This window comes from Pseudarthrobacter arbutini (genome assembly GCF_054510915.1).
This window is the reverse complement of record NZ_JBTNDQ010000006.1, coordinates 12,704-38,725: the sequence shown is the minus strand read 5'-3', so window position 1 is coordinate 38,725 and position 26,022 is coordinate 12,704. Positions and strand designations below refer to the sequence as shown.

Here is a 26,022-nt window from a genome sequence, read left to right as displayed (position 1 = left end):
CAGGCGTCGCAGGAATACCCACCTCCACCAGGACGTCCGACGGCGGGCTGACGGCGGTGATGGAGTGCAGCGTCAGCCCGCCGTCGGCGCCGCAGCGGACGCAGGCAACCGGACCGCCGCCAGCTGGCCCTTCGGGCCGGTTATTTCCGGGCCCCTGGGGATGGATGGGCGCCGTCATGCGGCTGCGGGGCGGCTGGACAGACTGGTGGCTTGATCAAGGAACTGGCTGAAATGCGAGGCGGCCATGGCTGGCTCTCTTTCGCTCCGTGCATTCCGGCCGCCGCGTGGCTACAGCGGCAACTCCAGACGTCCCTGCACCGGGCGAACGGGGATTCATCAACTGAAGTGATGTATGCCACTTTGAATTTGGCATTGCCTCCCGCGATGGCCAACGGCCCGTCCTAAGGACCGTGCCTCCCGTGAGACCGTTCGGTTAGACCTCAGGCATGATTGTTTGGGTGATCACAGAACATGCACTGCTCTCCGTCCGGCCCGGCATGGAGGCAGAATTCGAGAATGCTTTCAGCAAAGCGAAGTCGATCATTGGCTCCATGCCCGGATTCCAGGGCCTCACGCTTTCACGCTGCATCGAGAATTCATCCACGTACCTGCTGCTGGTGGAATGGGCGCGGCTGGAGGACCATACCGAGGGTTTCCGGGGATCCGCCGAGTACCAGGAATGGCGCGTGCTCCTGCATCATTTCTATTCGCCGTTTCCCACCGTGGAGCACTACGAGCCTGTTGTTGTTCTGTAGGCCTGACGGCCTTCACAGGGCTACGCCTTGGACGGCTCCGACATACGAATGGCCATAACGATCAGTCCAGCGATCGGGATGAGCAGCCAGAAGAGCTCCGTCCACCGGCGGCCGGCATTACGGAGGCGGCGGACGCCGACGGCGAGCGTGGGGATCATCGTGCCGATCACCCAGAGCGAGGCAAGGCTGGAACCGACACCGATGACCCCGTTGGGGGTGGCCACGTTCAGGGCGCCAAGGCCGCTGGTTACCAGTGCCACGAAGAGGATGAACCACCAGAACTCGGCCACGCCGGCGCGGCTCCCAAACTCGGCATACTGCCGGAAGCCCGCGAGGATCGCGTCGCCGAACGACATGGTGGGGTGCCCTGCAGCCTGAGTCATGACCGGATTCTACCGCTGCGCTGGTCTGATCCGAAGGGACGCCCGGGTCGATGCCATGTTGATCTAGGACACGACAGCGCCGCGGAAGCAGCGGCGCGATCCAACGGCGCAGGCCGCGGGAAGCCTACTGCGGCTGGCCGGCCCGGTAGTCTCTGAGCGCATCTTCTCTGAGGGTCCTGTGCGACACCTGACTGAAGGTGGTAACCAAGGCGGGTGTGCATTCGGGGCCGCGGTTCCCTTCCGGTTCCGCTCAAGCGCCGGTCCAGCGACGCAGCGTGCTGTTGATGAGCCCGATGAGGACGGCGGTCCACCAGCAGGTCTGGGAAACAGTGAGTGCAATCATGAGCCGAAGACGCAGTCTGCGTGTTAGCTCGCTGAAGCGTGTGCCGGGCGGGAGCGCCAGTAACCGGTGCATGGCCGGAGCGATGCTGAGGCCGTTCAGCATCAGTATGAGCACAGAAGCGAGTTTGACCACCGTAACCAGGCTGGTCAGATCGGGGTCGATCAGAGCGCCCGAAATCAGTAGCAGGGCGAGGCCGCCCCAGATCAGCGGCTTCGCAGCGGCCTCAAGCTTCCCGGACGCGTGCATCTCCACCTTGCCAAACAGCCAGAGCAATCCCAGCCAGTCGACCACGAGGATGGTGCCAAAGGACAGCACGAGAGCCAGGATGTGAACGGCAAGCCCGACCCGGTGGAGTTCAGGCCCGCAGTCCACATAATGCCCGACGAGCACCGAAGCCAGCCATCCGGCCGTGCACAGCATCCCGAGCAGGACCAGCCGTACTCTTTGGCGGCGCGTCAGAGGTGCCGGCGTGATCGCCGGCTCTGTCTGTGGTGGGCCCGGTCGGACCGGTGCCACGGCCGTCATCGCGAGGCCCTGTCGGCTAGATGCCGCCCTCGGGGGATAACCGGTGATGGCAAGGCCGTGCGACGGCGGCTGTCCGCCGGCCCGGGCGGTGTGGCGCAGCTGGAAACGGGACTCGGCATGCGGCGGTGCACCCTGAAGCGCGGAGGTGGCGTGAAAGAAGAAGTCATCATGATCCTTGGAAGGAAGTTAGCAATTTTCGGAAGGTTACTGCCCGGCACCGAGCTGAGACCCGGCATCAGCGGGGTGAGGACGCTCGTTTGCCCTCCGAGTCGGCCAGAACGGTCGATGACACATCGCCCTGGCCGACATCGGCGTCGGTGGCGCTCCCAGGCTAGGGTCTCCGCCGTAAGGCAGCTGATCGCTGAGACGTCCCGAGCCTTGAAGTTCAGCGGTTGTTACTCTTTGGTCAGCTCGACGTCAGTAAACTCGACGGTCGTGCCCTTTGCCAGGGCCGGAGTATCGGACTCCTCGCCGTGGCGGTTGAATGCCGGGACGCCGAGGGTGGCGCGCAGTGTGTAGGTCCCGGCTTCGGGCACGGTGAAGTTGTTGGCGTAGTGGTAAAAGGTCGAGTAGTAGAAGTTCAGCTCAAGTTCTTGCACGACCTTGTCTTGAGCGTCGACCACCTCCAGGGTTATCGGCACGCCGGGGACGATCCGGCCGGTCGACGTCTCGGTTGGGATGATCTCGATGTGATGGGTTTCGCCAGCCTTCGGCGCACGGAAATGAGCCCCGTGCTCGTCGAACCATGGTTCGGCAGCCTCAGTGATCAAGTTGACTGTCCATTCCCCGGACTCGACTGTTTTGCCTTTTTCGGCAAGTTCATGGGCGAGCACTTCGTACTGCTCCTGAACGCCGGCCGGAACGGTGAAAACATCCTCCTTTGCGGCGGCCTGGCCACCACATCCGGTGAGCGCAGCGAGGGCGAGAGGGGCGGCCAGTAAAGCCAGGGTGGCACGAAGCATCGTAAGTCCTTAGTAAGCGGTGTTGGGGAGGGGAACTGCGGTGTTGCAGGAAGCCTAAGAGGTGGTGGCGATTGCGCTGGCGTCCAAGGGCATAGCCGCCCCGGTATCCGAGTGGCTGGGGCGGCCACTTTTAAGCGGCCAGCCCACGGGAAGAATCCCTCTGTGGGCCTCTCGGAGGCCGTTCGTAAAGATCGCGGTCATGCGGCAGTGCACCTCGGCTCGTGGGAGCCGAGTTAGGCTCACCTAAACAGGAAGATTACCCAGAATCGTCAATTATGCAAAGTTTCTATGCGCTAATTCGCAAAAGGTTACGGCCAAGCGTGAGGGCGGTACAACGTGCCTGTCCGGGTCCGCCACAGCGGCAGCCATGGCCGAAGGGCTCAACGGACCGCGGCCGCTGGCGTGCTCGATTGAGGCGATCGCCTCCAGGTCCGCAGCACCGGCGGGACGCACCTCGGCGACCGTCCCGGCGTCGGGCGTTACGTCCTTTTTGGCGAGATCGGCAAACCCGTGGGATTCCATCTGGACAGTCAACCGCATCGCGCCTCCGGTAGCTACGGAGGTCACATTCGGCGCGACTTGAGCAAACCTTGAGCCAGTGTTCATAGCCTTGCGGCATGGGTAAATATGGGGGTCCACAGTACGCGCGCGACACACGGAATGAGCTCCGCCGTCGCCGATTTCAGGCGGTTTCCTACGTTGCGCTGGCCGCCCTGGCAGTGGCCACGGCAGCGGTGGTGGTGATCGCGCTCAACCGGTGAGCGGCTGCTGCCCTATTCTTCGGGCATGGGCACAGATTAGGTATCCACATGGCGTGCCATCCCCGGCATGTCAGGTTTCATCAGCCGGCAGTTCGAAGAATAGCCAGTCGGGAAGCGCCGGAACAGCTGCAAGGGCGCCTTCTCATTCCTTGGTTCTGTCGGGACGCCGAGAGAAGCAAGTAAGTGAAATGGCCGAATTCTAGGCGACGCGTTGTGTATGAGGAGCGCGCGGGCAGGGGCGCGAGGGAACAGGCAACCTGAATTCGCACTGAGGGTCGCTCTCAGGCTGTTTGCGGTGGGATCTGTTCGTGGCGGCGGTGGGATCTGAGTTGGATGATCCGCCCGGCGCCTGCCACGGCGACCAGGACCCCGCCGCTGACGGCGGCGATAAACAGGGCCATGCCCAGGGAAATTGTCCCGTCCAGGCCAAAGAACCTGACCCTGACGTTGTCCTGGTTCTGCACGATGAAGGCGATGAGCAGGATCAGCAGCATCAGGGTGGCCACGGTGGCCACCCAGATCATGCCTGAGCGGGTTACTGCCGGCCGATTCGCAACGGCGGGAGCGGGCCCGGGGCCGTGCACCGGCTCCGGCGGCGGAATCGGTTCAGCATTCATGAGGTGGTCCTCTCTTTGGTTCCGGTGGACATGCCGGGCGGGCCCCGGGGCCAGGGCTGGGAAGGCTCCGGGCCTCGGGTTTCGGGTCAGTGTTTCTTGAAGGCGTCTTTGATTTTTTCCCCGGCCTGCTTCAGGCCGGCCTTCGTCTGGTCGGTCTTGCCTTCGGCTTTGAGGCTTTCGTTGCCGGTGGCCTTTCCTGCGGCTTCCTTGCCCTTGCCGCCGGCTTTCTCGGCGGCGTGCCTGATCTTGTCACCTAAACCCATGATGGCTCTCCTATCCATGGCCGGTCCGCCGGCCCATGCCGGCGGGACACTTTCATCCTATCGCCGGGCGAACAAGGCGAACGGGCGAGGGCGATAACATTCACTCGGCACCGTGGTCAGGGCCGCCACCGCCGCCTTGCTCAGCGATGACTACTGCATCATCCTGGCCCGCCGGATCCTGGACGCAGCCCGTGCCATCCGCGATTTATGCCGAGGTGCCGCTGAGCCGGGCTCCGCTCTCTTCCGGGGCACGGGCGGTACCCGGGATGGCGCAAAGTGCCCCGCTGTTCACGGTTGTACGGAGTCAAAGAACCGGTACTCCGGGGGATCGGTCCGGGCCTCGTGTGCCTTGGCCTGGATGAAGTCACGGTCGTCCTGGGAGAGCACCGTCTCGCCGTGCCGGTCACCCTCGTCGGTTCCGCCGGTCTCCTTGCAGATGGTCGCTGTGATCGTGCGCGGCAGGATCAGGCATCCCGGGTGGTCGATGAGCCACTGCTGTGTGGCGTGATCGAGCCGGTCCCATTGGCCTTTGATGTTCATCCCCATGAATGCTGCCTTCCCGAGTGAACGCGTATTGAGGGCCCCGGCGTCGCGCCGGTACCCGGTGTGCGCTCAGAGTACGCCCCGCCGGCAGACGAAGGACAGGGGCCGCGGGACGGAACCGTGCACCGCGGCCCGTCGAACCGTCCCACCAAGGCACGCCGGCTGCGCACAGGCACCTGTTGCCTCATTGGGGACTAAAGATATCGGTCGTTTGTGAATCAGACGATTCGTTGCCCAGGATCCTCTTTCCGGAAGACGTGCACGTGCGGATATCGTCGGGGTGGTGAGGCTGAGCTCTTCGTGTGCTGCCCCGTCGTTCCTGTCGGGGATTCGTTTCGATGGGAGTGCTATGTCTGGTGTTCAGGTCCATCCGGATGTCGCCATGGTGATGAGGGTTCTCGGCGGCCTCGCCCTCGTCTGTTCGCCCGCCATAGTCGAGGCCGACAACGCTGGGTACGGTGCCGCGATCTCGGCAATCGGTCGGTCTCCGGTTCGGTTCAGGGTCGGAAAGCTGACCCCGACGAAGGTGGGATTGTTCGTGACGGTGTGGCGGCGCTCTCTCGGTGGGTCGACCGAACCTCTGCCTGCGGAGGAGGACCCCGACATGCTAGTGGTCTGCGTGCGGGAGGATTCCAGAGTCGGAGCATTCGCGTTTCCGAAGGCGGCGCTGGTCAAGCACGGCGTCGTGTCCGTGGGCGGCGCCGGAGGCAAGCGAGGATTCCGCGTCTATCCGCCGTGGTCAGCTACGACGAATCGGCAGGCGAAAAAATCCCAGCAGTGGCAGTGTAATTACTTCTTCGAGATGGCTGACGGATCCGCCATCGATGCGCAGCGAGCCATTCGACTCTTCGTTGCGGCCTAGCTAGGAGGAGCGCTGGGGAATAGCTCCAGACGCATCCCGTGCAGAGAGCCGGAGATCAGCTCGCGATGATGATCTCCGGCTTTCTGATGCCCGGAACGATATAGCCCTTACAACGCCAGCACTTCGTCGGAATTTTCTGGCTGCTGACCTTCATTCTGGTGGCCGTCTCGTCCGGCGCCGGCCGTTAGGAACAGCTGCGAGACGGAAATCAATCTTGTCCGGAGGGATCCATCTGGTGACCGGAAGCATGCCCAGCGCGCCGCGCCGTTGACGCGATTTGTCAATCCCGTGACGGACCGATAGGGTGACCTCTGATCGCATGGGGGATCACTCTAACGTTCGGAGACCGTTGTGGCTCTCATTGACTATGTCCTGGCGCTGTGCGCACTGTTGGGCACACTGCTGATTCCTTTTTTTGCGATGTACCAGGTGCTGCGCCGGAAGCGACGCGCAGTGCGGGTGACCGCCACGAGGAGTATCCGCAGCTAGCCATGCCCTACATCGATATCAACCCGCATAAGGGCCGCCCCAAATGGCAGGCCTACGCCATTCTTGCCGTGCTTCTGGTCCTCACCGCCGCCGTCGTCATCGCCGCGCTCACCCGCGGCTGACCTCGCAATTCCGCCCCAGCGCCTAGACTTACAGATTGAATCAGTCCGTAAAGTGCCGCAGAACCTTGTGCCGAAAGTCCTGGGGGGACAGACATGCCCGATCCGGCGGATCAGAACGCACGCCCCATCGCAGAAGATGCAGGGCTACCGCAACCGCCCCGGCGACGCCGTGACCTCCGTCGCGCCGACAGTGCGCTGCAGGATGCCCAGACAGGAACCATGCCAGCCGTAACGCCAGATCTTTCGAGCACCCCCGACGCCGGCACCCCGGTACCGCGCCGCAGTTCCTGGGCGGAGGCGGCGGCCGCCGCAGACCAGACCAGTCCGGCACCTTCTGCCCCCATCACCTCTCCTCCCATCAGCTCTGTCCCGGCGCCCACCCGCCGGCCCGCCAGGCCGCCGGTGACCCCGCTGCCGCAGGCGACGCCGCAGGACGGGCAGCCGGCCGAGCCGGACTATGGCAGCCCCGCATTGGCGTACGACGGCGACGAAGCCGCGCCGCCGTCGTCGTACCTTCCTGAGGAAGCGCCGGAGCCGGCACCGGCGTTCCGGCGCATCCGCCCCACCACCGCGGACATCATCGCCGACAGCCCCATGCCCGACTTCATCAGCTCCCCGGGCCTGTTCGTCAAGGAGCAGAAGCCCCGGCCGGTGGGCGGCGTCCGCGGCGCCCTCTACTCGCTCACGGGCGGGGCCTGGAACATGGGCCCCAGCGCCAAGCAGCGCGAGGAGGACGAACTGGGCCGCCGCATCTCCCGCCAGCTGCAGGGCAGCTACAACACGGCGGTGCTGAGCCTCAAGGGCGGCATCGGCAAAACCTCCACCACGGTGGGCGTGGGCCTGACGCTGGCCGAATTCCGCGGCGACCCGCCCTGCGCCATCGACGCCAACCCGGACTCCGGCGACCTCGTGGAACGCGCCCTCGGCGAGGGCATCTACCAGCAGGCCAGCCCGCGCACCATCACGGACCTGCTGGCGAACATCGAGGGCGTTGACTCGCTCACCGCCCTGGCCCGGTACATGCACCACGCCGGCCGGCTGCACCTGATCGCGGGGGAGCAGGACCCGGAGGTCTCGGACTCGCTGACGGCCGCCGAGTACCTGCGGATCCGCAAGCTCATCTCCAACTACTACTCCGTGGCCCTGACCGACTGCGGCACCGGCGTGACCCACAATGCCATGAGCGGGATCCTGCAGTCGGCGGACAACCTCATCATCGCCGCCGGCTATGCGGTGAGCGGGGCCAAGCGTGCCCGCAGCACCCTGCACTGGCTGGCGAGCCACGGGTACGAGGACCTGGCCCGGAACGCCGTGGTGGTCATCACGGACAAGGACGAGGTCTCCTCCCGCGTGGACAAGGACGCCATCGAGGAACACCTCGCCGGGATCTGCCGCCAGCTGATCGCCGTCCCTCACGATCGTGGAGTGGCCGACGGCGACCTGGTCACCCTGGACGTGCTGAAGCCCGAGACACGGCGGGCGTACAAGGAAATCGCGGCGTCGATCGTGGACGGGTACCGGTAGCTTCCCCCTTCCCCCCGCCTCCTTCTTTTGAGTGGGCGCCAATCTTGCGGGAATGCACCCTGCCATCTTTGGCTGATCCTGAGCATCGATCACTAGCGTCAGCGCATCAGCCATATGAAAGGTGCGTCAACGATGACCATTCTTGAATACCTCACAGGCCTGGCAATCATCCTCGGGTCCCTCATGGGTACCATGGGGCTCGCGGCGGCGGTCATGCGCCACAGGCAGCGCCACTAGGCAACTGGACGCCTGGTTTCCAGCCACTCTTGGTATGTCTGGCGCCCGACGGCGGAGCCTGCCGCCGGGACCAGGTCACCGCGACGCATGGCTTGACCCATGGCGCCGGGTGCCGGTACCTTCACCACCAGCTTCCGCTGCCCGGATTTCCGCAAGTATTTGCGGACCAGATCCGCGAGCTGCTCCCGACGGGGCCCGCCAAGATCAGCAACCCGTCCGCGGGGTCCCTGCTCGGCCGCGTCCACCAACGCCGCAGCCACCTCCCGCGCTGCGACCGGCTGAGTGATCATCTGAGGAACCAGTACCACGGGGCCAATCGACGCGGCGCTGATAGCCATGGGGACAAACTCGTGGAACTGAGTGGACCTCAGGATGGTCCAGGGCACTTCTCCGTGCCGGACTGTATCCTCCTGCGCGAGCTTCCCGGCGTACAGTCCCGACGCAGCCTTATCGATGCCCACGATCGAGAGCGCAATGTGGTGCCTCGACTGAGCCGCCAGCTCAGCTGCGAGCAGGTTCCGGGTGGCGGCGGTGAAGAAGTCCACCGCCTTCCTGGTGGAAATTGTCTGGATTCCGGAGACATCAATAACGGTGTCCACACCCTGCAGGGCTTCGTGCAGCCCGCGGCCGGTGAACAGGTCCACGCCTTCTGATCGGGTCAGGCTTGCCACCAGATGTCCGCGGTCCCTGGCAAGAGAGACGACATGTTGGCCAACGGTCCCGGTACCTCCTGGAACGGCAATATGCATGCTCCAGATCCTACTGCCGTCCCTCCACGAGCGTGGCCATTTTGTCGAGGCACTGCTCAAGGCCGCTCTGCGACAAGTCCCGCGCCTCCTGGGTACCGTACCCGCGCTCGGTCATGTGTAGCATCGTGCGCCCGTCGCCGAGGTCGGTCAGCACGACCTCGTGTTCACCGTCGGCGGGAATGCCATCGGCTGGAATGCCCGCCTCTGTCGGCGTGATGCGGTTGCCATCGGCATCAGCGAAGTTGAACACGTAGCGGATGCGACGCAATGGTTCCAACTCGGTGATATTCCATGTGCTGTGCTGCTCGAACCCGCCCCACTCCACGGGCGCGCGCATCGTCACGAGGATTCGGCCGCCGGGGCGAACGTCGGCTTCCGCGCGCGGGCATGTGAAACCTGTTGGTCCCCACCACTGGCGCAGGTCGCCGGGCACCGTCCAGGCCGCCCAGACCCGGCTCAGCGGAGCGTTGAACTCTCTGACCACATCGACGTCATACGTGCCGGACATGCGAATCCCCTTCTGTAGCTGAGATTGGGCAAACGTATCAGAAGTCCCGGTCGAGCGTCCCCGTTTCGGCGGCCAGCGGAGAAATTCAGGTCTTGTGATGACCCTAATTCGGACCTACGCTTAACCATGCAAACTTTACCGATTTCTGCCGTGAAGGCCAGGCTTTCCGAGCTCGTGGACGCCGCGTCTGTGACCCATGACCAGGTGGTTATCACCAAGAACGGCGTACCCGCGGCCGTGATCATCGGAACCGATGAATGGGAGGCGCTGCAGGAATCCCTGTTCTGGCTTTCCCAGCCGAACATCCGGGAAGACCTTGCCCAGGCCCAACAGGACATAGCCGAGGGTAAGGGCCTGTCCGAGGAGCAGATCCGGGCAGAGTTCGGCGTCCCCAAGCACCAGGGCTGAGCCCCGGTGGCATATGAGGTCATTTTCTCGCCCACCGCACGCCGGGACCTGCAGTCCGTGCCTCCCCGGATCATGCCGGCCATCATCGAATTCGTCTACGGCGACCTCTCCAGAAACCCTCAGCGGGTAGGCAGGGCCTTGGAGCGGGACCTGGCCGGCTTCCACTCGGCCAGGCGTGGCCCCTACCGAGTCCTGTACTCCATTGATGAGGAACACAACAGCATCAGCATCCTGCGGGTCGACCACCGTGCCGACGTGTACCGGCCCAGGTAGTCCCGAGTGCGCATGAGGAAGGCTGAGGAAGATCATGGCCTGGTGCTCGCTGGGTGTGCGCGACATATCTGAGCTCAAATGTTGCGCAGATCACATTCGTTGCCTACTCTGGATGAGGCTGCAGAGGCGCGGCCATTGGCCGCAGCGTCGCGGCCTCCCCGGCTGCAGCGTCGCAGCCAAGCAAGGAAGGCATGATCATCTTGTCCGAAAAGCTCAGCATTCTCGTCCGTGTAGATCTCGACCACGCGAAGGCCCAGGTTCTCGCCAAGGGCCACGTCACCGTCCACAGCATCCAGGCCCTCTACGTGGTGGTGAAACGCGCCAACGCTTTGAAGCACAACCTGGACCTGGAATTGGACGTGCGGAACGCCCGCGTGGATCCCGAAGCTCTGCGTCAGCTTCAGGTCTGTTCCGAGACCCATCACCTGCCCGCCAGGATTGACCCGCAGCAGACCCACTGCACGCTGAGCATCCTCGCGCCCCGCCGCGTCACCACCCATGCGGCCGAGTTCAGCCACGCCGCAGCCTGACCCACGCTTCATTTAGCGCGAACGGACACTTGAGGCCCTGTTTCGAAGGGGCTTAACTGTCCGTTCGCGCCTTGTGGAGGGCCGCCGTCGGGCGTTGTCCGACGGCGCTATCCGACGGCGGGAATCCCGCCGGCCAGCTCCGCCGCCGCGGCGAGGGCCCAGCGGTCGCTCTCCGGCTCGAAGAAGACCACCATGGATGCGTCGGCTTCGCGGGCCTCGTCGAGGGCGAACAGCAGGGCATCCTCCAGATGCTGCGCGTGCTCCAGCCGTTCGGGAAGCCTGCCCGGCAGATCGCCGTCGTCAATGACGACGTGGGCCTTGCCGTCCACGATGACCTTCAGCGCAAAACCCTGGTCCTCATGCAGAGACCCCCGGGTGGACGCGATTTCCGTAACTTTGTCGGCCCGGACCAAACCGTTGTTGATGGTGCGGATCCACACTTCACCCATGAGACCTCCTTGGCTGTGCGGGGCAGGCGAAAGTGCCCCACAAGGCAAACGTTAGTCCTCGCGGGGCCGCTTGTGACCCCCTGAAAGCTGGCGAATTTCCGGCGGCATAAGATAAATCTGATGACTTCGCCCGGAACCCCGCAGCCGTTCAACTTCCGAAGCATCGCCATACCCGCGTTCGGGCCGGCACTGCTGTTCTGCATCGGCGAAGGCGCGGTCCTTCCGGTAGTGGTCCTCTCCGCCCGTGACCTCGGCGCCTCGGTGGCGGTCTCCGCGCTGATCGTCACCCTGATCGGGCTCGGCTCGTGGTTTTTCAACCTTCCCGCGTCCCTCATCACGCTCAAGTTCGGCGAACGCTGGTCCATCGTCGGCGCCGCGGCTGTGGGTGCCCTGGCGCTCGCGGCCGCCGCCATGTCTTCCATGATTTCCAACGGACTGTGGCTGCTCGCGGTGGCGATGGCCGTCGTCGGGATGGCCGCGAGCGTCTTCAGCCTGGCGCGACAGAAGTACCTCACCGAGGCGGTGCCCGTCCAGTTCCGGGCGCGGGCGCTGTCGACGCTGGGCGGGGTCAGCAGGATCGGCGTCTTTGTGGGGCCGTTCATTGGTGCCGGCGTGATGCAGTTCGCCGGGATCGCCGGAGCGTACTGGGTGGGGGTGGTGGGCATGGCGGCCGCCGCCGTTTTGGCGGTCACCATCCCGGACCTGGTGGTCCCGCCAGCGCCCGACGGCGGCCACAAGGGTCCGGAGCCGACGCTGCGGAATGTGGCGGTTTCGCATGCCCGCGTGTTCCTGACGCTGGGTGTGGGGGTCCTGCTGCTCAGCGCGCTGCGCGCGTCCCGCCAGGTGGTCATCCCGCTGTGGGCGGACCATCTGGGCATGGATCCGGCCCAGGCTTCCGTGATTTACGGACTGTCCGGGGCGATCGACATGCTGGTGTTCTACCCGGCGGGCAAGGTGATGGACCGCCGCGGCAGGCTGTTCGTGGCCATCCCGTCCACCATCATCATGGGCATCGCGATGCTGCTCATCCCTTTGTCTGCGTCCTTTGGCGGGCTGCTGCTGGCCTCGCTGCTGATCGGCTTCGGGAACGGCATCAGCTCCGGCCTGATCATGACCCTCGGCGCCGACTTTTCGCCCGACCGCGGACGCGGCCAGTTCCTGGGATTGTGGCGGTTCATCGCCGATGCGGGATCAACCGGCGGGCCCGTCATGCTGTCCGGGGTGACGGCGCTGGCCACCCTTGGTGCAGGAGTCTCAGCTACGGGCGTCCTGGGGTTTGCGGCGGCAGGTGTCTTTGCGGTGGTGCTTCCGCGGCTGAGGCACCGGCGGAATTACTAACTTTGATTGACTGGAATTACTAACTTTGTTTGACTATTTTTCGGCGACCGAAAAGCGGCCTATTCGAAGAAACTGCAGGTCAGGCGCCTGTTGTGAGACTTGGAGTATCTTGAGGAAACCTTGACGGAATACCCCGCTTTCTCCTGATTTACGGCGTGCAATGTTGCTTTCAGTTAGAAAAGCAAGCACGTAAAAGTCTGAGGGGACACACCATGAAGAACAGCACATTGATCAAGGGATCTGCAGCTATCGCACTGGGCGCAGCACTGCTGCTGGGCGGCGGCGGCACGCTGGCCAACTGGAACGCATCGGCCACGCAGACGCCGGGCACCATCGTTGCAGGGGACCTGAACGTCGTCAACGGCGTCGGCGCCTGGACCGACCGGAACGGCGATCCTGTCACTATCTCCACCTACAAGGTGGTCCCGGGCGACCTGCTCACGTTCACGCAGAACCTCAACGTGACGCTTGCCGGTGACAAGATGGCCGCCGAGATCGCCACCTCCGGGATCACCGCAACCAACGGCTTCACTCCCGCGAACGTCACGGTTTCCGCTCCCGTACTGACTGTCGCCGGCGATCCTGTTTCCAACCCGCTGACCCCGACGGGAGCTACGCAGACGGTCACGGCGACCATCACCTTCGAATTCAAGGCCGCCACAGCCAACCGCGCCGACGTCAACGCAACCTACAACTTCAACAATGTCGGTTTCACCCTGACCCAGGTCAACAGCGCAGGTGACGGCCTGTCCTAGTCTGGACTCGGCGGCCGGCGGATCAGCCGGCCGCCTATCAGGACAGAATTGGATCAGGACCAGGAGGAACAATGCGGATCCCGCGGATGCTGCGTGCCGGGGCACTCATCGCAGCAGCGGTAGTCCTGGCGCTGCTGGCAGTACAGGGCACCTTCGCCCTGTGGAACGCCGGCACCTCAGCCGCTCCGGGAACCGTAACCTCCGCATCGTTCGACGTCAGCCTCACTGCAAGCCCCTCCGGGCAGGCCACCAACATGAGCCTCCCCGGGGGGACGTCGGCAACCATCAGCCTAGGCTCGGTCGCATCACTCGCACCGGCTACTCCCGTGTACGCCAGCCTGGTGGTCGGCAACAACTCCAACGCCGGCGGCACGTTCAGCACCAGCATCACTGCGGAACAGGCTACGGTAACCAACGTCGGACTCGGGACCCTGGCGCAGTACGTGACGGTGAGTGCAAAGTTCGCTTCGACCGTCGCAGCTTGCAACACCGCGACCGGATACGCGCCGCTGACGGCGGCGGGACTCACCTCCGCAGCCGTCCCCAAGGCGGCAAGCACCGTACTGTGCTTCCAGGTCAGCCTCAGCTCCTCCACCTCCATCCTCTTGAAAGGCCAAGCCGTGAACATCAGCCTTCCGCTCACCGCCCGCCAGCTCTGCGGGGTGCCAAGTGGCTGCGCTTGAGCTGATGCCCGTTGACCAGGCTGTTGAAGCATCGGCCCAAACGGCTCACGGCGGCAGCAACGCCGTCGGTGGGGCGACCCAGCGCCGCATCACCCTTCCTGCCGTAGGCAAGTTCCTGAACCTCGTAGTGCTGATGGTCGCCGTCTTCGCGGCGCTGGTGCTGATCGTGGTTCCCCGCGCCACGGGATCCCAGACCTACACTGTGCTGACCCCTTCCATGGCCCCGAAATTCCCGCCGGGAACCTTCCTTGTGATGAAGCCGGTGGACTTCGGAGAACTCAAGTACGGCGACGTGGTGACCTTCCAGATGTACTCCGGCCGGCCCGACGTCGAAACCCACCGCATCGTGGGCTTCGCCGCAACCCAGGAGGGGGAGAAGACCCTCATCACCAAGGGTGACAACAACGGTGTCAGCGATGCCGAGCCCGTGCGTGAACTGCAGGTCAAAGGCAAGCTGTTCTACGCCGTTCCGTACGTTGGCTACGCGGCCAACGCGCTGGGCCATGCCGACCGCAACCTGTGGGTGACGCTCGGCGCTGCAGGCCTGATCGGATACGGTGCTCTGCTGGTGGTCAAGGGTATCCGCGGCCGCGGACGGTCGAACAAGGCCGACGCCGGGGCGTCGGTGTGAAGACCTTCGCGCGGATACCGGGAGCGGCTTTGGCGGTCGGCGCCTTCGTGCTGACGGTGCTGCTGGGAGTTGGCGGGGTTTCGGCCTCAGCCCTCTGGCAGCAGTCGGCCACGGCCACCATGACGGCCACCGCCAACGGCGCCTGGCCCGGCCCGGCGCTCGGGTCACTTACATGCACCAACAGCAACTCGGACAAGACGGCAACGCTCCGCGTGACGGCCACGGCGGCACCGGCAGCGATCACGTACGGGGCACTGCAGGCCAACGGCACTTACGGCACCGGCTACACCGGGCCAACGATCCTCGTCCCGTTGGGCTCCGGCAACATTGTTTTGACTGCAAGCCCGGCCGCGCAGTCGTCGCAGATCATCAAGGACAATCCGGCCGGTGGCTCCTTGACGATACGCGTCACGGCGACCTACCTGGACCAGACAGCATCCTCCATGGACATCACCCTGAACTATGTCCTCACTGGCGGCAAGATCGTCTGTCCGCTGCCCTGACCGGGCAGACCCAACTGGCTGGCAATTAACGTCGTGAAACGCGCGGGTTGGGACGTTTAATGCGAGCTACATGGGGCGGCGGGAGGCCAGCGGTGCCAGGAGAGCGTCCTGAAGGTCCGGGCTGAGGGTTGGCGGAACATCGACGTCTACGGCCAAGGCAAGGAGCGTGCGGCTCAGGAAGTTTCGCGCGCTCGCCACCAGGGTGATGTCCATGATTTCGCGGTCCGTGAAGCCGTGGCTTCGCAGTTCCAAGGTGTCGGCCTCGGTCATGGCCGTCGCGTCCTGGCTGAGTTTTTCGGCGTACTCCATCATGGTTACTTCGGCCGGGGTCAACCCCGCATTGCGGAAATCCCGGGCGACGGCGCTGAGTTCGTCTTCCGTGAACGCCCGCAGCGATTTGGCTCCATGGGCCAGCCGGCAATGCGTGGATCCGATAGCCTGCGCCGCCGCAAGGGTGATGAGCTCATAGCGGCGCAGGTCCATCGAAGCCGTGATGAAGTGCAGCATCGTTTCGAAGGCCTGGAAGGCTTCGGGGTTGATCGCCATGGCCTTCGTCTGGGTGGTGACGTAACCGACTGAGCGAGTGTCGTCGTCGTAAAATTCCGCCGTCAGTCCCGCTGCTTCCGATTCGGGCGTGGTCTTCAGGATCATGGTTCCCCCCAGTCGTCGTCGCAACGGTGATCCGCCCATTGTGGCCCTGCGCAAAAGGCGCCGCAAGGGGAAAATCCGGGCGGCCGAGCGCCCAACCTGACCTGTTGCCAAAGTGGCGCGAAAGGATCACCCTGAATTAGGCCGCGTTGATATTTAGAGTGTGTGGAGGTCAGAGCCATGAGCACCACTTCAGATGACCTGTTTCCGGCAAAACCGGAGGCAGAGCCCCATGAGCTCAAGCGGGTCCTTGGCCCCAAGCTCCTCCTGCTGTTCATCGTCGGCGACATCCTCGGCGCCGGCGTGTACGCCGTCACCGGAACCATGGCCGGGACGGTGGGCGGCATCGTCTGGCTGCCGTTCCTGCTGGCGTTCGTCGTCGCGACGCTGACCGCGTTCTCCTACCTTGAGCTCGTCACGCAGTACCCGCACGCGGCAGGGGCGGCGCTCTACACGCACAAGGCGTTCGGCATCCACTTCGTCACGTTCCTGGTGGCATTTGCCGTGGTCTGCTCCGGCGTCACCAGCGCCTCCACCTCCGCGAACGTCCTCGCCCAGAACTTCTTCGGCGGCCTGAGGATCAACGGCTGGATGGAGATGCCCGCCCAGGGCGTGATCACCGCCGTGGCCATGGGCTTCATGGTCCTGCTGGCCGCGATCAACCTGCGCGGCGTGGGGGAGAGCGTGAAGTTCAACGTGGTCCTCACCCTGGTGGAGGTAATTGCACTGTCCATCGTGATCGGCGTCGGCTTCTACGTCATGACGCAGGGCACCGGGAACACCGGGGAAATCTTCGTCTTCAACGATTACCAGGACAAGGGCCTGTTCCTGGCCGTCACCGCCGCTACCTCCATCGCCTTCTTCGCCATGGTGGGCTTTGAGGATTCGGTGAACATGGTGGAGGAGACCAAGCACCCCGAGAAGATTTTCCCGCGGACCATGCTGACCGGCCTCGGCATCGCCGTGCTCCTCTACATGCTGGTGGCCGTCTCCGTGGTCAGCGTGCTGTCGCCCACCGAGCTGGAAAACATCCGCGAGGCAGAAGGCGCCGCGCTGCTCGAAGTGGTGCACAAGGGCTCGCCGGACTTCCCCATCGACAGGGTCTTCCCGTTCCTCGCGGTGTTCGCCGTTGCCAACACCGCGCTGATCAACATGCTGATGGCGAGCCGGCTGATCTACGGCATGGCACGCCAGAACGTCCTGCCGCCTGCCCTGGGGAAGGTCCTGCCGGGCCGCCGCACCCCGTGGGCCGGCATCCTGTTCTCCACAGTCCTCGCGCTGGGACTGATCTGGTACGTCACCAGCGACCCCAAGAGCAACATCGTGGCCAACCTCTCCGGCACCACGGCGTTCCTGCTGCTGTGCGTCTTCACCGTGGTGAACGTGGCCTGCCTGGTCCTCCGCCGCAAGCGGGACCCCAACCGCAAGGTGTTCTTCACCTCGCCCGGGCAGCTGCCGCTGCTCGCCGCCCTGCTGTGCGCCTTCCTCGCCGGGCCGTGGGTGGGCCGCAACGTCATCCAGTACCAGATCGCCGGCGGACTGATGGCGATCGGGGTGGTGCTCTGGTTCATCACCTGGCTGATAAACAGGCGGACGAACAGGGCGGAAGGCGAGCCGGTCGGGACCCAGAACATCGGCAAGGAGTAACGGCCGGAAAGGCGGTGCAACAGGCAAAGGGTACGGCTCCATTGGAGCCGCACCCTTTGTGCTTCCGATCGCCAACGGTGAAGTCGGCCGGTCCGGGTTAGGCGCTCGTGGCGTCCTGCACTTCGCCGACCAGTTCTTCGATGATGTCCTCGAGGAAGAGGACGCCGGTGGTGTTGCCATGGGCGTCGAAAACCCGGGCGACGTGGGCGCCGGTGCGGCGCATGGTGGCCAGCGCGTCCTCCAGTTCGCTGCCGCTGAAGGCCGACGCCAGGCGCCGGATCCGCTTGGCGGGCACAGGCTGGCCGAACTTCTCCGCGGATGTCAGGTCCATGACGTCCTTCAGGTGCAGATAACCCGAAGGCACGCCGTCGGAGTCGGTGAGGATGTAGCGGGAAAAGCCGTGCTCGGCCACGGCGCGTTGGATGTCCGCCGGTGTGGAGGACGCGGGAAGCAGGACCATCTCGGAAATGGGCACTTCCACGTCTGCCACGGTCTTGGCCGTGAATTCGAACGCCGCTGTCAGGGTGCCGCTGGCGTCGGTGAGCATACCGTCCCTGGTGGACTGCTCCACGATGTTGGCGACCTCGTCCAGGGTGTAGGCGCTGGTGGCCTCGTCCTTGGGCTCCACCTTGAACAGGCGCAGGATGGAGTTCGCGATCCCGTTCAGTGTCCAGATGACCGGCTTGAAGATCCGGGCGACTATGACCAGGGGCGGGGCCAGGATCAGGGCCGCGCGGGTGGGGACCGAGAACGAGATGTTCTTGGGGACCATCTCGCCCAGGACCACATGCAGGAATGTCACCAGCAGCAGGGCAGCCACGAAGGCGATGATGCCGATTGCTTCGCCCGAGAGCGAGGTCAGGCCGAGCGGGATTTCCAGCAGGTGGTGGATGGCCGGTTCGGAGACGTTCAGGATGACCAGCGAGCAGACGGTGATGCCCAGCTGGCTGGTAGCCAGCATGAGGGTGGCGTGTTCCATGGCCCAGAGCGTGGTTTTCGCGGCCTTGCTGCCGGCCTCGGCTTTGGGCTCGATCTGGGAACGCCGGGCGGAAATGACGGCGAACTCGGCACCGACGAAGAAGGCGTTGATGACCAGGAGAACCACCAGCCAGATAATGCCGGGAAGGTATTCACTCATGGGTCAGCTCCTGCGTGAGATTGTCGATGATCCGGTCATGCGCACTCTTGGGTGTCTCCGAGGAAGGGTCCGGAGTGAACCGGAGCCGTTCGACGTGCGTGCCGACCACCCGTTCGACCCGGAGTGTGCCGCCGTCAATGGCGACTTCATCGCCCAGTTCCGGAATTCTGTCCAGTTGGTCGGTGACGAACCCGGCCATGGTGTCGTATTCCTCGCCGTCGGGCACGCTGATGCCCGTACGGTCCAGGAGCTCATCCGGGCGGAGGGACGCGTCGAAGGTGATGGAGCGGCCGACGCGGACCACACCCACCCGGGCGCGGTCGTGTTCGTCCTCGAGCTCCCCGACGATTTCCTCGACGAGGTCTTCGAGGGTGACGATGCCGGCCGTTCCGCCGTGCTCATCAGAAACGATGGCCACCTGGAGTCCTTGCTTGCGCAGCAGCACCAGGAGCGAGTCGACACCCATGGATTCGGGCACCCTGAGCGGCTTGATCATCAGATCGGAAGCCGTGACAGTGCCGCGGTCATCCAAAGCCACCGCGAAGGCCTGCTTGACGTGCAGCACGCCCAGGACCTCGTCGCGGTCCCGGCCGATGACCGGGAACCGTGAATAACCCGTAGAGGTCGCCAGAGTGACGATGCCTTCGGCGGTATCATCGGAGCCGACGGCGGTCATCCGGACCCGAGGGGTCATGACATCCGCTGCGCTATGGTCCGAGAACCGGAGCGTACGGTGCAGCAATGTGGCATGGTCCTGGTCAAGGACGCCTTCGAGGGCGGAACGACGGACCAGGAAACTGAGCTCCTCCGCGCTGCGGGCCCCGGAGAGCTCTTCCTTCGGCTCGATCCCGAAAGACCTGATGATCTTGTTGGCCGTGTTGTTGAACAGCAGAATGACGGGCTTAAACACGGCCGTGAAGAGGGCCTGGAACGGGATAACAACCTTGGCGGTGGCCAGCGGGAGCGCCAGGGCGAAGTTCTTGGGCACCAGCTCGCCGATCACCATGGAGAAGATCGTGGCAATGAAAATACCCACCACCGCGCCTAAGCCCGGCACGATAGCTTCGGGGAGTCCTGCGCTGAGCAGGGGTCCTCGCAGCAGGGAGCTGATGGCCGGTTCGAAGGTGTAACCGGTGAGCAGGGTTGTCAGGGTAATGCCCAACTGCGCACTCGAGAGGTGAGTCGAGGTGATTTTCAGGGCTTTGATGGTGGGGCCGAGGTGCTTTTCGCCGCGGGCCTGGCGTGCTTCCAGATCGTTGCGGTCGAGATTGACCAGCGCGAACTCGGAGGCGACGAACAATCCCGTGCCGACGGTGAGGATGAGGCCGATCCCGATCATGATCGATTCATACATTAGGGCGCCCCTCTCCCGCGTTGGCCGGTAAACCGGTCAGAAGGTGGAGGGGCAAGGGCATATGTGAAGGAGGGTCATCCATAGTGCATCCAATTGTATCCGGTGGCCCGGCTGCGGCCGGTGCTAGCCGATGATGGGGCGTTCCTCCGGCAGGCTGTAAAGGCGGGGCCGGGAGGACAAAGCGAGAGCGGACGCGACCGTCACAGTGCCGATTCTTCCTAGGAACATCAGAGCCATAAGCACCCATTCCGCCGCCGGCGGGAGGTTGTAGGTGATGCCGGTGCTCATCCCGACGGTGGCGAACGCGGAGATGGATTCGAACAGGACCTTCTCCAGGCTGTAGTCGGTCACCATCAGCAGCGCCAGCGTGCCGGCCACCACCGCGGCCACCCCGAGCAGCGCGACGGACAGGGCCTGGCGCTGGGACGAAGCGCTGATGGAACGGTGGGCAATGGTCACCTCGTCCCGGCCGCGGACCTCGTTCCAGATGGAGAAGCCGAGGACCAGGAACGTGGTGATCTTGATGCCGCCTGCGGTGCCGGCGCTGCCGCCGCCAATGAACATCAGGATGTTGGTGACCATGAGGGCCTCCGGTGATGCCGCGCCGTAGTCGATGCTGTTGAAGCCGGCAGTGCGGGGGAAGACGCCGCCGGCCAGGGAACCCAGCAGCTTCCCGGTCAGGGACAGCCCGCCGAGTGTTTCGTCCCTGTTCCATTCGAACGCGGCGAAAAGCGTGATGCCAAGAACCAGGAGCACCAGCGTGCCGTAAATGGTCAGGCGGAGGTGGACGCTCCAGTTCCGGGCCTTGACGTTTCCCCGGAGCAGCTGGATGATCACCGGGAAACCGAGGCCGCCTGCGATGATCGACAGGCAGATGGGGACGATGATCCAGGGATCCTCCGCGAAGCCGATGAGGTTGTCGCTGTAGAGCGCGAACCCGGCGTTGTTGAACGACGAGACGGCGTGGAACACACCGTGCCACAGCGCCGTGCCGGGGTTCTGGTCGTACGCCAGCCAGAAGCGTCCGGTCAGCACCGCCGCGATGGCTGCTTCAATGCCCACCATGAGCCGGGCGACGCGGAGCAGCACGGCGCTGACGTCGCCCAGGTTGAGCGTGTGCGTTTCGGACTGCGCCACGAGCTGGCCGCGGAGGCCGATGCTTTTGCGGACCAGCAGGGCCAGGAGCGTCGCCAGCGTCATGATGCCGAACCCGCCAACCTGGATCAGTCCCAGAATCACGGTCTGCCCGAAGGGGGTCCAGTAGGTGGCCGTGTCCACGGTGATCAGCCCGGTAACGCAGACAGCCGACACGGACGTGAACAGGGCGGCCATGAGGGGGTCGGCCCCGGGGTCGCTGCCGGTCCGGGCAACGGGCAGCATCAGCAGGGCGGCGCCCAGGATGATGACGGCCAGGAATGCCAGGGGCACCGACCGGACGGGGTGCGAGAGGGCCCGCCGGATGGCGCTCTCCTTGCGGGCCCTGGCCGTTTTGGCTGCCTTGCCTGCCTTGCCTGTCCACCGTGCCGGCCCCGGACCCTTCACCCCGGCGGTGTCGCCCCGTGCGGTCATCGGAGTGCCCGTCAGCCCACGTGGATGCCGGGGCGGCGGACAGGATCCGGTTCGTTTTCCCTGATGATTTCGCGGACCACGGGGGCGGTGTCGCCCCGTCCCAGCAGCAGGTAGCGCATGAGGTGCGCCAGGGGGTTGCCTTCAGCCCACTCGAAGTACGCGTGCGGCCGGACACCGGTGGCGTCGCGGAGGGCCAGCAGGATAGCGGCGATGGCGTTGGGCGCGGCCGGGCTGTCGGCGCGGAGCACACGGTGTCCGTCCACTTCGATTCCGCGCACCTCAAGGACGTCGCTGAATCCCGAGGGGTCGGTGACCTCGATTTCAAGGAAGATCACATCGGCGGTTCCTGGCACAGGGTTGTTCTCCCGCTGCTCGGCTTCCTTCTCACGGTATTCTGCGGCGTCGCGGGCCTGCGGGCGATTCGCGATCAGGTTGATCCGCCCGTCAAAGTCCAGGGTGTCGGTAATGAAGCGGCGGGCTTCGTCGTCGAATTTGATGTTGTGGACCCGGAGTTCGGTGGTGCGGCTGACCCGGGAGACGAGTGAGACCACAATGATGCCCAGGATGAAGAAACCGGATATTGCAATGCCGTCCGGCTTGGCGATGACGTTGGCCCCCAGCGCGTAGAGCAGGATCAGGGTCAGGATGGTGAAGCCGACGGCGGCGCGCCGCCTCTTGTTGCGGGCGGCGGAGATGCTGACCGCAACGGCGCCGGAGACCATCATGGCCAGGATGCCGGTGGCGTACGCGCCGGCCTGGGCGTTGACGTCGGCGTTGAAGCCGATGGTGATCAGGATGCTGATGGCGGTGTACACCAGCACCACCGGGCGCACGGCCCGGGACCAGTCCGGGGCCATGCCGTAGGACGGCAGGTAGCGGGGAACGATGTTGATCAGTCCGGCCATGGCGGAGGCGCCGGCGAACCACAGGATCAGGATGCTGCTGACGTCGTAGACGGAGCCGAAGCCGTTACCGAGCAGCTCGTGGGCCAGGTAAGCCAGGGCGCGGCCGTTGGCCTCGCCGCCTGCCTGGAAGGCCTCGGCGGGGATCAGTACCGTCGTCACGAAACTGCTGCCCAGGAGGTACACGCTCATGATCAGGGCGGCTGTGGTGAGGAGTTTCCGGGTGTTGCGGACGCGGGCGGCCAGGCGTTCCTCGGCGGTGGCGCCGTTGGCCGCGACCAGTGGCATCATGCTGACGCCGGTCTCGAAACCGGACAGGCCCAGGACCAGCAGCGGGAAGGCAAGCAGGGCGGGTCCGGCGATATCGCCGAAGCCGGTCCCGGAGGAGGTGAGCGCCGCGGTCCAGTCAGCCATGGCACCTGGCTGCGTGACGGCGTCGTACAGTCCCACCCCGATGATGACGGCGTTCAGCACAAGGAAGATGGCGACGAGGGGAATGGCGACGGCCACCGCTTCGGAGAAGCCGAGCAGGAACACCCCGCCCAGAATGAGCAGGAGGACCACGGTGATGACAACCGCCTGGCCTTCGAGGAAGTGCGGCAGGTAGGGGTTCTCCAGCATGTGGACGGTGGCGTCCGCGGCGGAGAGGGTGATGGTGATGATCCAGGACGTGGCGACGAAGCCGAGCAGGATGAGCACAAAGATCTTGCCGCGCCAGAACGGCAGGAGCTTTTCCAGCATGGCTACCGATCCCTGGCCGTGCGGGCTTTCGTGCGCCACCCGTCGGTACATCGGCAGCATGCCCAGCAGGGTCAGGCCGACGATCAGCAGGGTGGCCAGCGGGGAGAGCGCCCCGGCGGCGAGGGCGGCGATGCCGGGCAGGTAGGAGAGGGTGGAAAAGTAGTCCACCCCGGTGAGGCACATGACCTTCCACCAGCTCTGGGTGGGGGCGTGGTCCTCAGCAGTTTCGGGGCCCACCGGCTGGGGGACCGTGTGTTCGAGCAGCCACCGGGTGAGCCGGTTTCCGGGTCCGCCGTCGCGTTCAGGGTTGGGAACGCTGGCGGGAATGGAGAAGCGGGTGGGTGCAGTCAACGGGTTACTTTCTGTACCCCGCGCAGGCGGGATTGGGGTGAATAACCAACGGAGCGTAGCACCGGGCCAAGGGCCCTCTGCGGGAAAACCCGCGATCTTAACGCATCCTTAACGCCTGCCAGGGCTGGTGATGAAGGGCTTGCGCTTCCACTACTTAGCGCTACTATGTACTAGTAGCTAGTAACACTGAGTAGTGGAGGAGGTGTCCGATGGGCAAACAGATGACGGAGATGCTCAAAGGCACGCTGGAGGGCATCGTTCTTGCCCTCCTGACCGGGAACCCGGCGTACGGGTACGAAATCACCACGCTGCTCCGGGCGCAGGGGTTCCCCGACATTGCTGAGGGCACCGTGTACGCGCTGCTCGTCAGGATCGAGCAGAAGGGCCTGGTGGACGTCGAGAAGCGGCCGTCCGAGAAGGGCCCGCCCCGCAAGGTGTACACGCTCAACGCTCAGGGCACGAAGGAACTGGACGAATTCTGGAACACATGGAGCTTCCTGTCCGAACGGCTTGAAGAGCTCCGCAAGGGAGGAAAGTGATATGGCAGCGAAATGGATCGAGCTGGTGACCGGCTCGCTCGAGCATAAGAAGCAGTACAAGCAGGCCAAGGCGCGGCTGGACGCCTTGCCTGAGCCCTACCTCACCGTGGCGAAGGCCTTCAACCGGTACTTCATGTACTACGGCGGGGTCACCGAGGGGGACACGATGGTGCAGATGTTCTCGGACCTCGCGGACCTGTGGGAGCGCGCGGCCATCGACGGCACGCCTGTGGGGGAGATTGTCGGCGAAGATCCCATCGAATTCGCCGAGAGCTTCGCTCAGGCATACGGCGGAAAGCGGTGGATCGACAAGGAACGGGCCCGTCTCAACGAGGCGGTCGACAAGGCGAAGGGGATGGAGTCATGACCAGGACCGGCGAACCCGCAATCCGTGTGCAGAACATGGAGAAGTCCTACAAGGATCTGCACGTCCTGCGCGGCGTGGACTTCGAGGTGGCGGCTGGCAGCATCTTCGCGCTCCTCGGCTCGAACGGGGCGGGGAAGACCACTCTCGTGCGCATCCTCTCGACGCTGCTGAAGGCCGACGCGGGAACCGCGACGGTGCACGGCTTCGACGTCGCCGCTAACCCCGGCGATGTGCGCGAGTCGATCAGCCTGACCGGGCAGTTCGCCGCCGTTGACGAAGTGCTCACGGGCCGGGAGAACCTCGTGCTGGTCGCGAAGCTCCGGCACCTGAAGAACCCGGGGGCGATCGCGGACGAGTTGCTCGGGCGCTTCTCGCTCACCGAGGCCAGCGGCCGCAAGGCAGCCGAATACTCGGGCGGCATGCGCCGCCGGCTCGACATCGCGATGAGCCTGATCGGCGAGCCGAAGGTGATCTTCCTCGACGAGCCGACCACCGGGCTCGACCCGCAGGCGCGCATCGACGTGTGGCAGACCGTCAAGGATCTCGCCCAGAACGGCACGACAGTGCTGCTCACCACCCAATACCTCGACGAGGCCGAGCATCTCGCCGACCGCATCGCGATCCTGCACAAGGGCACGATCATCCAGAACGGCACGCTCGACGAGCTCAAGCGGCTGTTGCCGCCGGCCGAGATCGAGTACGTCGAGAAGCAGCCCTCACTCGAAGACGTCTTCCTGGCGCTCGTCGGTGAGACGGCTGAAGAACAAGAAGAGAAGGAGGCATCCCGATGAGCACCCACGTCCTCAGCGATACCGGCGTCCTCACCGGCCGCTCGCTGCGCCACATCCTGCGCAGCCCGGACACGATCATCACCACCGCGGTCACGCCGATCGCGCTGATGCTGCTGTTCGTGTATGTGCTTGGCGGCGCGATCAATACCGGATCCGACGAGTCGTACGTCAACTACATGCTCCCCGGCATCCTGCTGATCACGATTGCCTCCGGCATCGCCTACACCGCCTACCGCCTGTTCCTCGACATGCAGGGCGGCATCTTCGAGCGCTTCCAGTCCATGCCGATCGCGCGGTCGAGCGTGCTATGGGCGCACGTGCTCACCTCGCTGGTGGCCAACCTCGTCTCGGTCGCGGTCGTCGTCGGCGTGGCCCTCCTCATGGGGTTCCGCACCGGAGCATCCGTGGGCGCATGGCTTGCAATCGCCGGCATCCTGGTCCTGTTCACGCTCGCCCTGACCTGGCTGGCCGTGATCGCGGGGCTCTCCGCGAAGACCGTCGACGGCGCCAGCGCGTTCAGCTACCCGCTGATCTTCCTGCCGTTCATCAGCTCGGCGTTCGTTCCGACGGCGACAATGCCGGGCCCGGTGGCCTGGTTCGCCGAGAACCAGCCGGTGACCTCGATCGTGAACTCTATCCGCGCGCTGTTTGCCCAGCAACCGGTGGGCAACGACATCTGGATCGCACTGGCATGGTGCGTCGGCATCCTCGCACTCGCCTACGTGTTCGCCATGGCCGCCTACCGGCGCAAGATCACATAAG

Annotated in this window: 32 protein-coding genes; 18 read left to right on the top strand and 14 right to left on the bottom strand. The window is 64.7% G+C overall.

The features are described from left to right. Positions 1–210 precede the first annotated feature (210 nt). Positions 211–405: a hypothetical protein gene (locus ACX80V_RS08255; RefSeq protein ID WP_459312950.1), complete on the top strand. Its 195-nt coding sequence runs from the start codon at positions 211–213 to the stop codon at positions 403–405. A 53-nt stretch (positions 406–458) separates the two neighbouring features. Continuing rightward, entirely contained in the window at positions 459–755 is a 297-nt protein-coding gene (locus tag ACX80V_RS08250; protein ID WP_485842739.1) for an antibiotic biosynthesis monooxygenase family protein, read from the top strand. Positions 756–775: 20 nt separating this feature from the next. Here the strand turns inward: ACX80V_RS08250 and ACX80V_RS08245 are convergent, their stop codons facing one another. The 3 genes from ACX80V_RS08245 to ACX80V_RS08235 all read right to left on the bottom strand — a co-directional run bounded on the left by ACX80V_RS08245 (position 776) and on the right by ACX80V_RS08235 (position 2,968). After that, positions 776–1,138 (bottom strand): DUF805 domain-containing protein, encoded by a 363-nt coding sequence (locus tag ACX80V_RS08245; protein ID WP_485842738.1) that lies wholly within the window; start codon positions 1,136–1,138, stop codon positions 776–778. A gap of 250 nt (positions 1,139–1,388) precedes the next feature. Next, entirely contained in the window at positions 1,389–2,006 is a 618-nt protein-coding gene (locus ACX80V_RS08240) for a hypothetical protein (protein WP_485842737.1), read from the bottom strand. 395 nt (positions 2,007–2,401) lie between these two features. Then, positions 2,402–2,968 (bottom strand): hypothetical protein, encoded by a 567-nt coding sequence (locus tag ACX80V_RS08235; protein ID WP_485842736.1) that lies wholly within the window; start codon positions 2,966–2,968, stop codon positions 2,402–2,404. Positions 2,969–3,585: 617 nt separating this feature from the next. Here ACX80V_RS08235 and ACX80V_RS08230 point away from each other — a divergent pair. Continuing rightward, positions 3,586–3,729, top strand: coding sequence for a hypothetical protein (locus ACX80V_RS08230; protein ID WP_485842735.1), 144 nt, complete (start codon positions 3,586–3,588; stop codon positions 3,727–3,729). A gap of 281 nt (positions 3,730–4,010) precedes the next feature. Here ACX80V_RS08230 and ACX80V_RS08225 read toward each other — a convergent pair whose 3' ends face one another. From ACX80V_RS08225 to ACX80V_RS08215, 3 genes are all read right to left on the bottom strand, one after another. Then, complete coding sequence (locus tag ACX80V_RS08225; RefSeq protein ID WP_485842734.1) at positions 4,011–4,346, bottom strand: LapA family protein; 336 nt, start codon at positions 4,344–4,346, stop codon at positions 4,011–4,013. Between the two features lie 86 nt (positions 4,347–4,432). After that, on the bottom strand, positions 4,433–4,609 hold the full coding sequence (locus ACX80V_RS08220) for a CsbD family protein (protein WP_104061730.1): 177 nt from the start codon (positions 4,607–4,609) through the stop codon (positions 4,433–4,435). A gap of 288 nt (positions 4,610–4,897) precedes the next feature. Next, the gene (locus ACX80V_RS08215) at positions 4,898–5,155 is read right to left on the bottom strand and encodes a hypothetical protein (protein WP_485842733.1); all 258 of its coding nucleotides are present in this window, start codon (positions 5,153–5,155) and stop codon (positions 4,898–4,900) included. Between the two features lie 346 nt (positions 5,156–5,501). Between ACX80V_RS08215 and ACX80V_RS08210 the strand changes: the two genes are divergently transcribed. Further along, positions 5,502–6,014, top strand: coding sequence for a MepB family protein (locus ACX80V_RS08210; RefSeq protein ID WP_485842732.1), 513 nt, complete (start codon positions 5,502–5,504; stop codon positions 6,012–6,014). A gap of 830 nt (positions 6,015–6,844) precedes the next feature. Next, on the top strand, positions 6,845–8,149 hold the full coding sequence (locus tag ACX80V_RS08205) for a MinD/ParA family ATP-binding protein (protein ID WP_485842731.1): 1,305 nt from the start codon (positions 6,845–6,847) through the stop codon (positions 8,147–8,149). A gap of 233 nt (positions 8,150–8,382) precedes the next feature. On the opposite strand, the gene ACX80V_RS08200 is transcribed toward ACX80V_RS08205, so the two are convergent. Together ACX80V_RS08200 and ACX80V_RS08195 are read right to left on the bottom strand one after the other, a co-directional pair. Next, a complete protein-coding gene (locus tag ACX80V_RS08200; RefSeq protein ID WP_485842730.1) occupies positions 8,383–9,135 on the bottom strand; it encodes an SDR family oxidoreductase in 753 nt (250 codons plus the stop codon). Positions 9,136–9,145: 10 nt separating this feature from the next. Continuing rightward, positions 9,146–9,643 carry an SRPBCC family protein gene (locus tag ACX80V_RS08195; protein ID WP_485842729.1) on the bottom strand — a complete coding sequence of 166 codons (498 nt, stop codon included), beginning with the start codon at positions 9,641–9,643 and terminating at the stop codon, positions 9,146–9,148. 126 nt (positions 9,644–9,769) lie between these two features. Here ACX80V_RS08195 and ACX80V_RS08190 point away from each other — a divergent pair, with 126 nt between their 5' ends. The 3 genes from ACX80V_RS08190 (at position 9,770) to ACX80V_RS08180 (ending at position 10,854) form a co-directional block, all read left to right on the top strand. Further along, positions 9,770–10,051: a type II toxin-antitoxin system Phd/YefM family antitoxin gene (locus ACX80V_RS08190; RefSeq protein WP_485842728.1), complete on the top strand. Its 282-nt coding sequence runs from the start codon at positions 9,770–9,772 to the stop codon at positions 10,049–10,051. Positions 10,052–10,057: 6 nt separating this feature from the next. Then, entirely contained in the window at positions 10,058–10,324 is a 267-nt protein-coding gene (locus ACX80V_RS08185; protein ID WP_485842727.1) for a type II toxin-antitoxin system RelE family toxin, read from the top strand. A gap of 191 nt (positions 10,325–10,515) precedes the next feature. After that, positions 10,516–10,854, top strand: coding sequence for a hypothetical protein (locus ACX80V_RS08180; RefSeq protein ID WP_485842726.1), 339 nt, complete (start codon positions 10,516–10,518; stop codon positions 10,852–10,854). A gap of 107 nt (positions 10,855–10,961) precedes the next feature. Here the strand turns inward: ACX80V_RS08180 and ACX80V_RS08175 are convergent, their stop codons facing one another. Then, the gene (locus ACX80V_RS08175; RefSeq protein WP_485842725.1) at positions 10,962–11,303 is read right to left on the bottom strand and encodes a hypothetical protein; all 342 of its coding nucleotides are present in this window, start codon (positions 11,301–11,303) and stop codon (positions 10,962–10,964) included. Positions 11,304–11,423: 120 nt separating this feature from the next. On the opposite strand from ACX80V_RS08175, the gene ACX80V_RS08170 reads away from it, so the two are divergent. The 5 genes from ACX80V_RS08170 to ACX80V_RS08150 all read left to right on the top strand — a co-directional run bounded on the left by ACX80V_RS08170 (position 11,424) and on the right by ACX80V_RS08150 (position 15,213). Beyond that, a complete protein-coding gene (locus tag ACX80V_RS08170) occupies positions 11,424–12,641 on the top strand; it encodes an MFS transporter (RefSeq protein ID WP_485842724.1) in 1,218 nt (405 codons plus the stop codon). Positions 12,642–12,853: 212 nt separating this feature from the next. Further along, the gene (locus ACX80V_RS08165; protein WP_485842723.1) at positions 12,854–13,396 is read left to right on the top strand and encodes an alternate-type signal peptide domain-containing protein; all 543 of its coding nucleotides are present in this window, start codon (positions 12,854–12,856) and stop codon (positions 13,394–13,396) included. Between the two features lie 71 nt (positions 13,397–13,467). After that, positions 13,468–14,079, top strand: a complete 612-nt coding sequence (locus tag ACX80V_RS08160) for a hypothetical protein (RefSeq protein WP_485842722.1) — start codon at positions 13,468–13,470, stop codon at positions 14,077–14,079. Then, positions 14,066–14,710, top strand: coding sequence for a signal peptidase I (locus tag ACX80V_RS08155; protein WP_485842721.1), 645 nt, complete (start codon positions 14,066–14,068; stop codon positions 14,708–14,710). Before ACX80V_RS08160 ends, ACX80V_RS08155 begins: the two co-directional genes overlap by 14 nt. Continuing rightward, the gene (locus ACX80V_RS08150; protein ID WP_485842720.1) at positions 14,707–15,213 is read left to right on the top strand and encodes a hypothetical protein; all 507 of its coding nucleotides are present in this window, start codon (positions 14,707–14,709) and stop codon (positions 15,211–15,213) included. Before ACX80V_RS08155 ends, ACX80V_RS08150 begins: the two co-directional genes overlap by 4 nt. Positions 15,214–15,279: 66 nt before the next feature. On the opposite strand, the gene ACX80V_RS08145 is transcribed toward ACX80V_RS08150, so the two are convergent. Beyond that, positions 15,280–15,864, bottom strand: coding sequence for a carboxymuconolactone decarboxylase family protein (locus ACX80V_RS08145; protein ID WP_485842719.1), 585 nt, complete (start codon positions 15,862–15,864; stop codon positions 15,280–15,282). A gap of 177 nt (positions 15,865–16,041) precedes the next feature. Here ACX80V_RS08145 and ACX80V_RS08140 point away from each other — a divergent pair, with 177 nt between their 5' ends. Continuing rightward, positions 16,042–17,508: an APC family permease gene (locus tag ACX80V_RS08140; RefSeq protein ID WP_485842718.1), complete on the top strand. Its 1,467-nt coding sequence runs from the start codon at positions 16,042–16,044 to the stop codon at positions 17,506–17,508. 97 nt (positions 17,509–17,605) lie between these two features. Here the strand turns inward: ACX80V_RS08140 and ACX80V_RS08135 are convergent, their stop codons facing one another. The 4 genes from ACX80V_RS08135 to ACX80V_RS08120 all read right to left on the bottom strand — a co-directional run bounded on the left by ACX80V_RS08135 (position 17,606) and on the right by ACX80V_RS08120 (position 23,563). Beyond that, on the bottom strand, positions 17,606–18,646 hold the full coding sequence (locus ACX80V_RS08135) for a hemolysin family protein (RefSeq protein ID WP_485842717.1): 1,041 nt from the start codon (positions 18,644–18,646) through the stop codon (positions 17,606–17,608). After that, complete coding sequence (locus ACX80V_RS08130) at positions 18,639–20,000, bottom strand: hemolysin family protein (RefSeq protein WP_485842716.1); 1,362 nt, start codon at positions 19,998–20,000, stop codon at positions 18,639–18,641. Before ACX80V_RS08130 ends, ACX80V_RS08135 begins: the two co-directional genes overlap by 8 nt. 123 nt (positions 20,001–20,123) lie before the next feature. Beyond that, entirely contained in the window at positions 20,124–21,569 is a 1,446-nt protein-coding gene (locus tag ACX80V_RS08125) for a TrkH family potassium uptake protein (protein WP_485842715.1), read from the bottom strand. Between the two features lie 11 nt (positions 21,570–21,580). After that, positions 21,581–23,563 (bottom strand): APC family permease, encoded by a 1,983-nt coding sequence (locus ACX80V_RS08120; protein ID WP_485842714.1) that lies wholly within the window; start codon positions 23,561–23,563, stop codon positions 21,581–21,583. Positions 23,564–23,772: 209 nt separating this feature from the next. Between ACX80V_RS08120 and ACX80V_RS08115 the strand changes: the two genes are divergently transcribed. The 4 genes from ACX80V_RS08115 to ACX80V_RS08100 are packed head-to-tail and all read left to right on the top strand — an operon-like array spanning position 23,773 to position 26,021. After that, positions 23,773–24,102, top strand: a complete 330-nt coding sequence (locus ACX80V_RS08115; protein ID WP_058931552.1) for a PadR family transcriptional regulator — start codon at positions 23,773–23,775, stop codon at positions 24,100–24,102. 1 nt (position 24,103) lies between these two features. Continuing rightward, a complete protein-coding gene (locus ACX80V_RS08110) occupies positions 24,104–24,469 on the top strand; it encodes a DUF1048 domain-containing protein (protein WP_485842713.1) in 366 nt (121 codons plus the stop codon). Continuing rightward, positions 24,466–25,260, top strand: coding sequence for an ABC transporter ATP-binding protein (locus tag ACX80V_RS08105; protein WP_058931554.1), 795 nt, complete (start codon positions 24,466–24,468; stop codon positions 25,258–25,260). The genes ACX80V_RS08110 and ACX80V_RS08105 overlap by 4 nt, the downstream gene beginning before the upstream one ends. Next, positions 25,257–26,021: an ABC transporter permease gene (locus ACX80V_RS08100; RefSeq protein WP_485842712.1), complete on the top strand. Its 765-nt coding sequence runs from the start codon at positions 25,257–25,259 to the stop codon at positions 26,019–26,021. Before ACX80V_RS08105 ends, ACX80V_RS08100 begins: the two co-directional genes overlap by 4 nt. The last annotated feature ends 1 nt before the right edge of the window (position 26,022 follow it).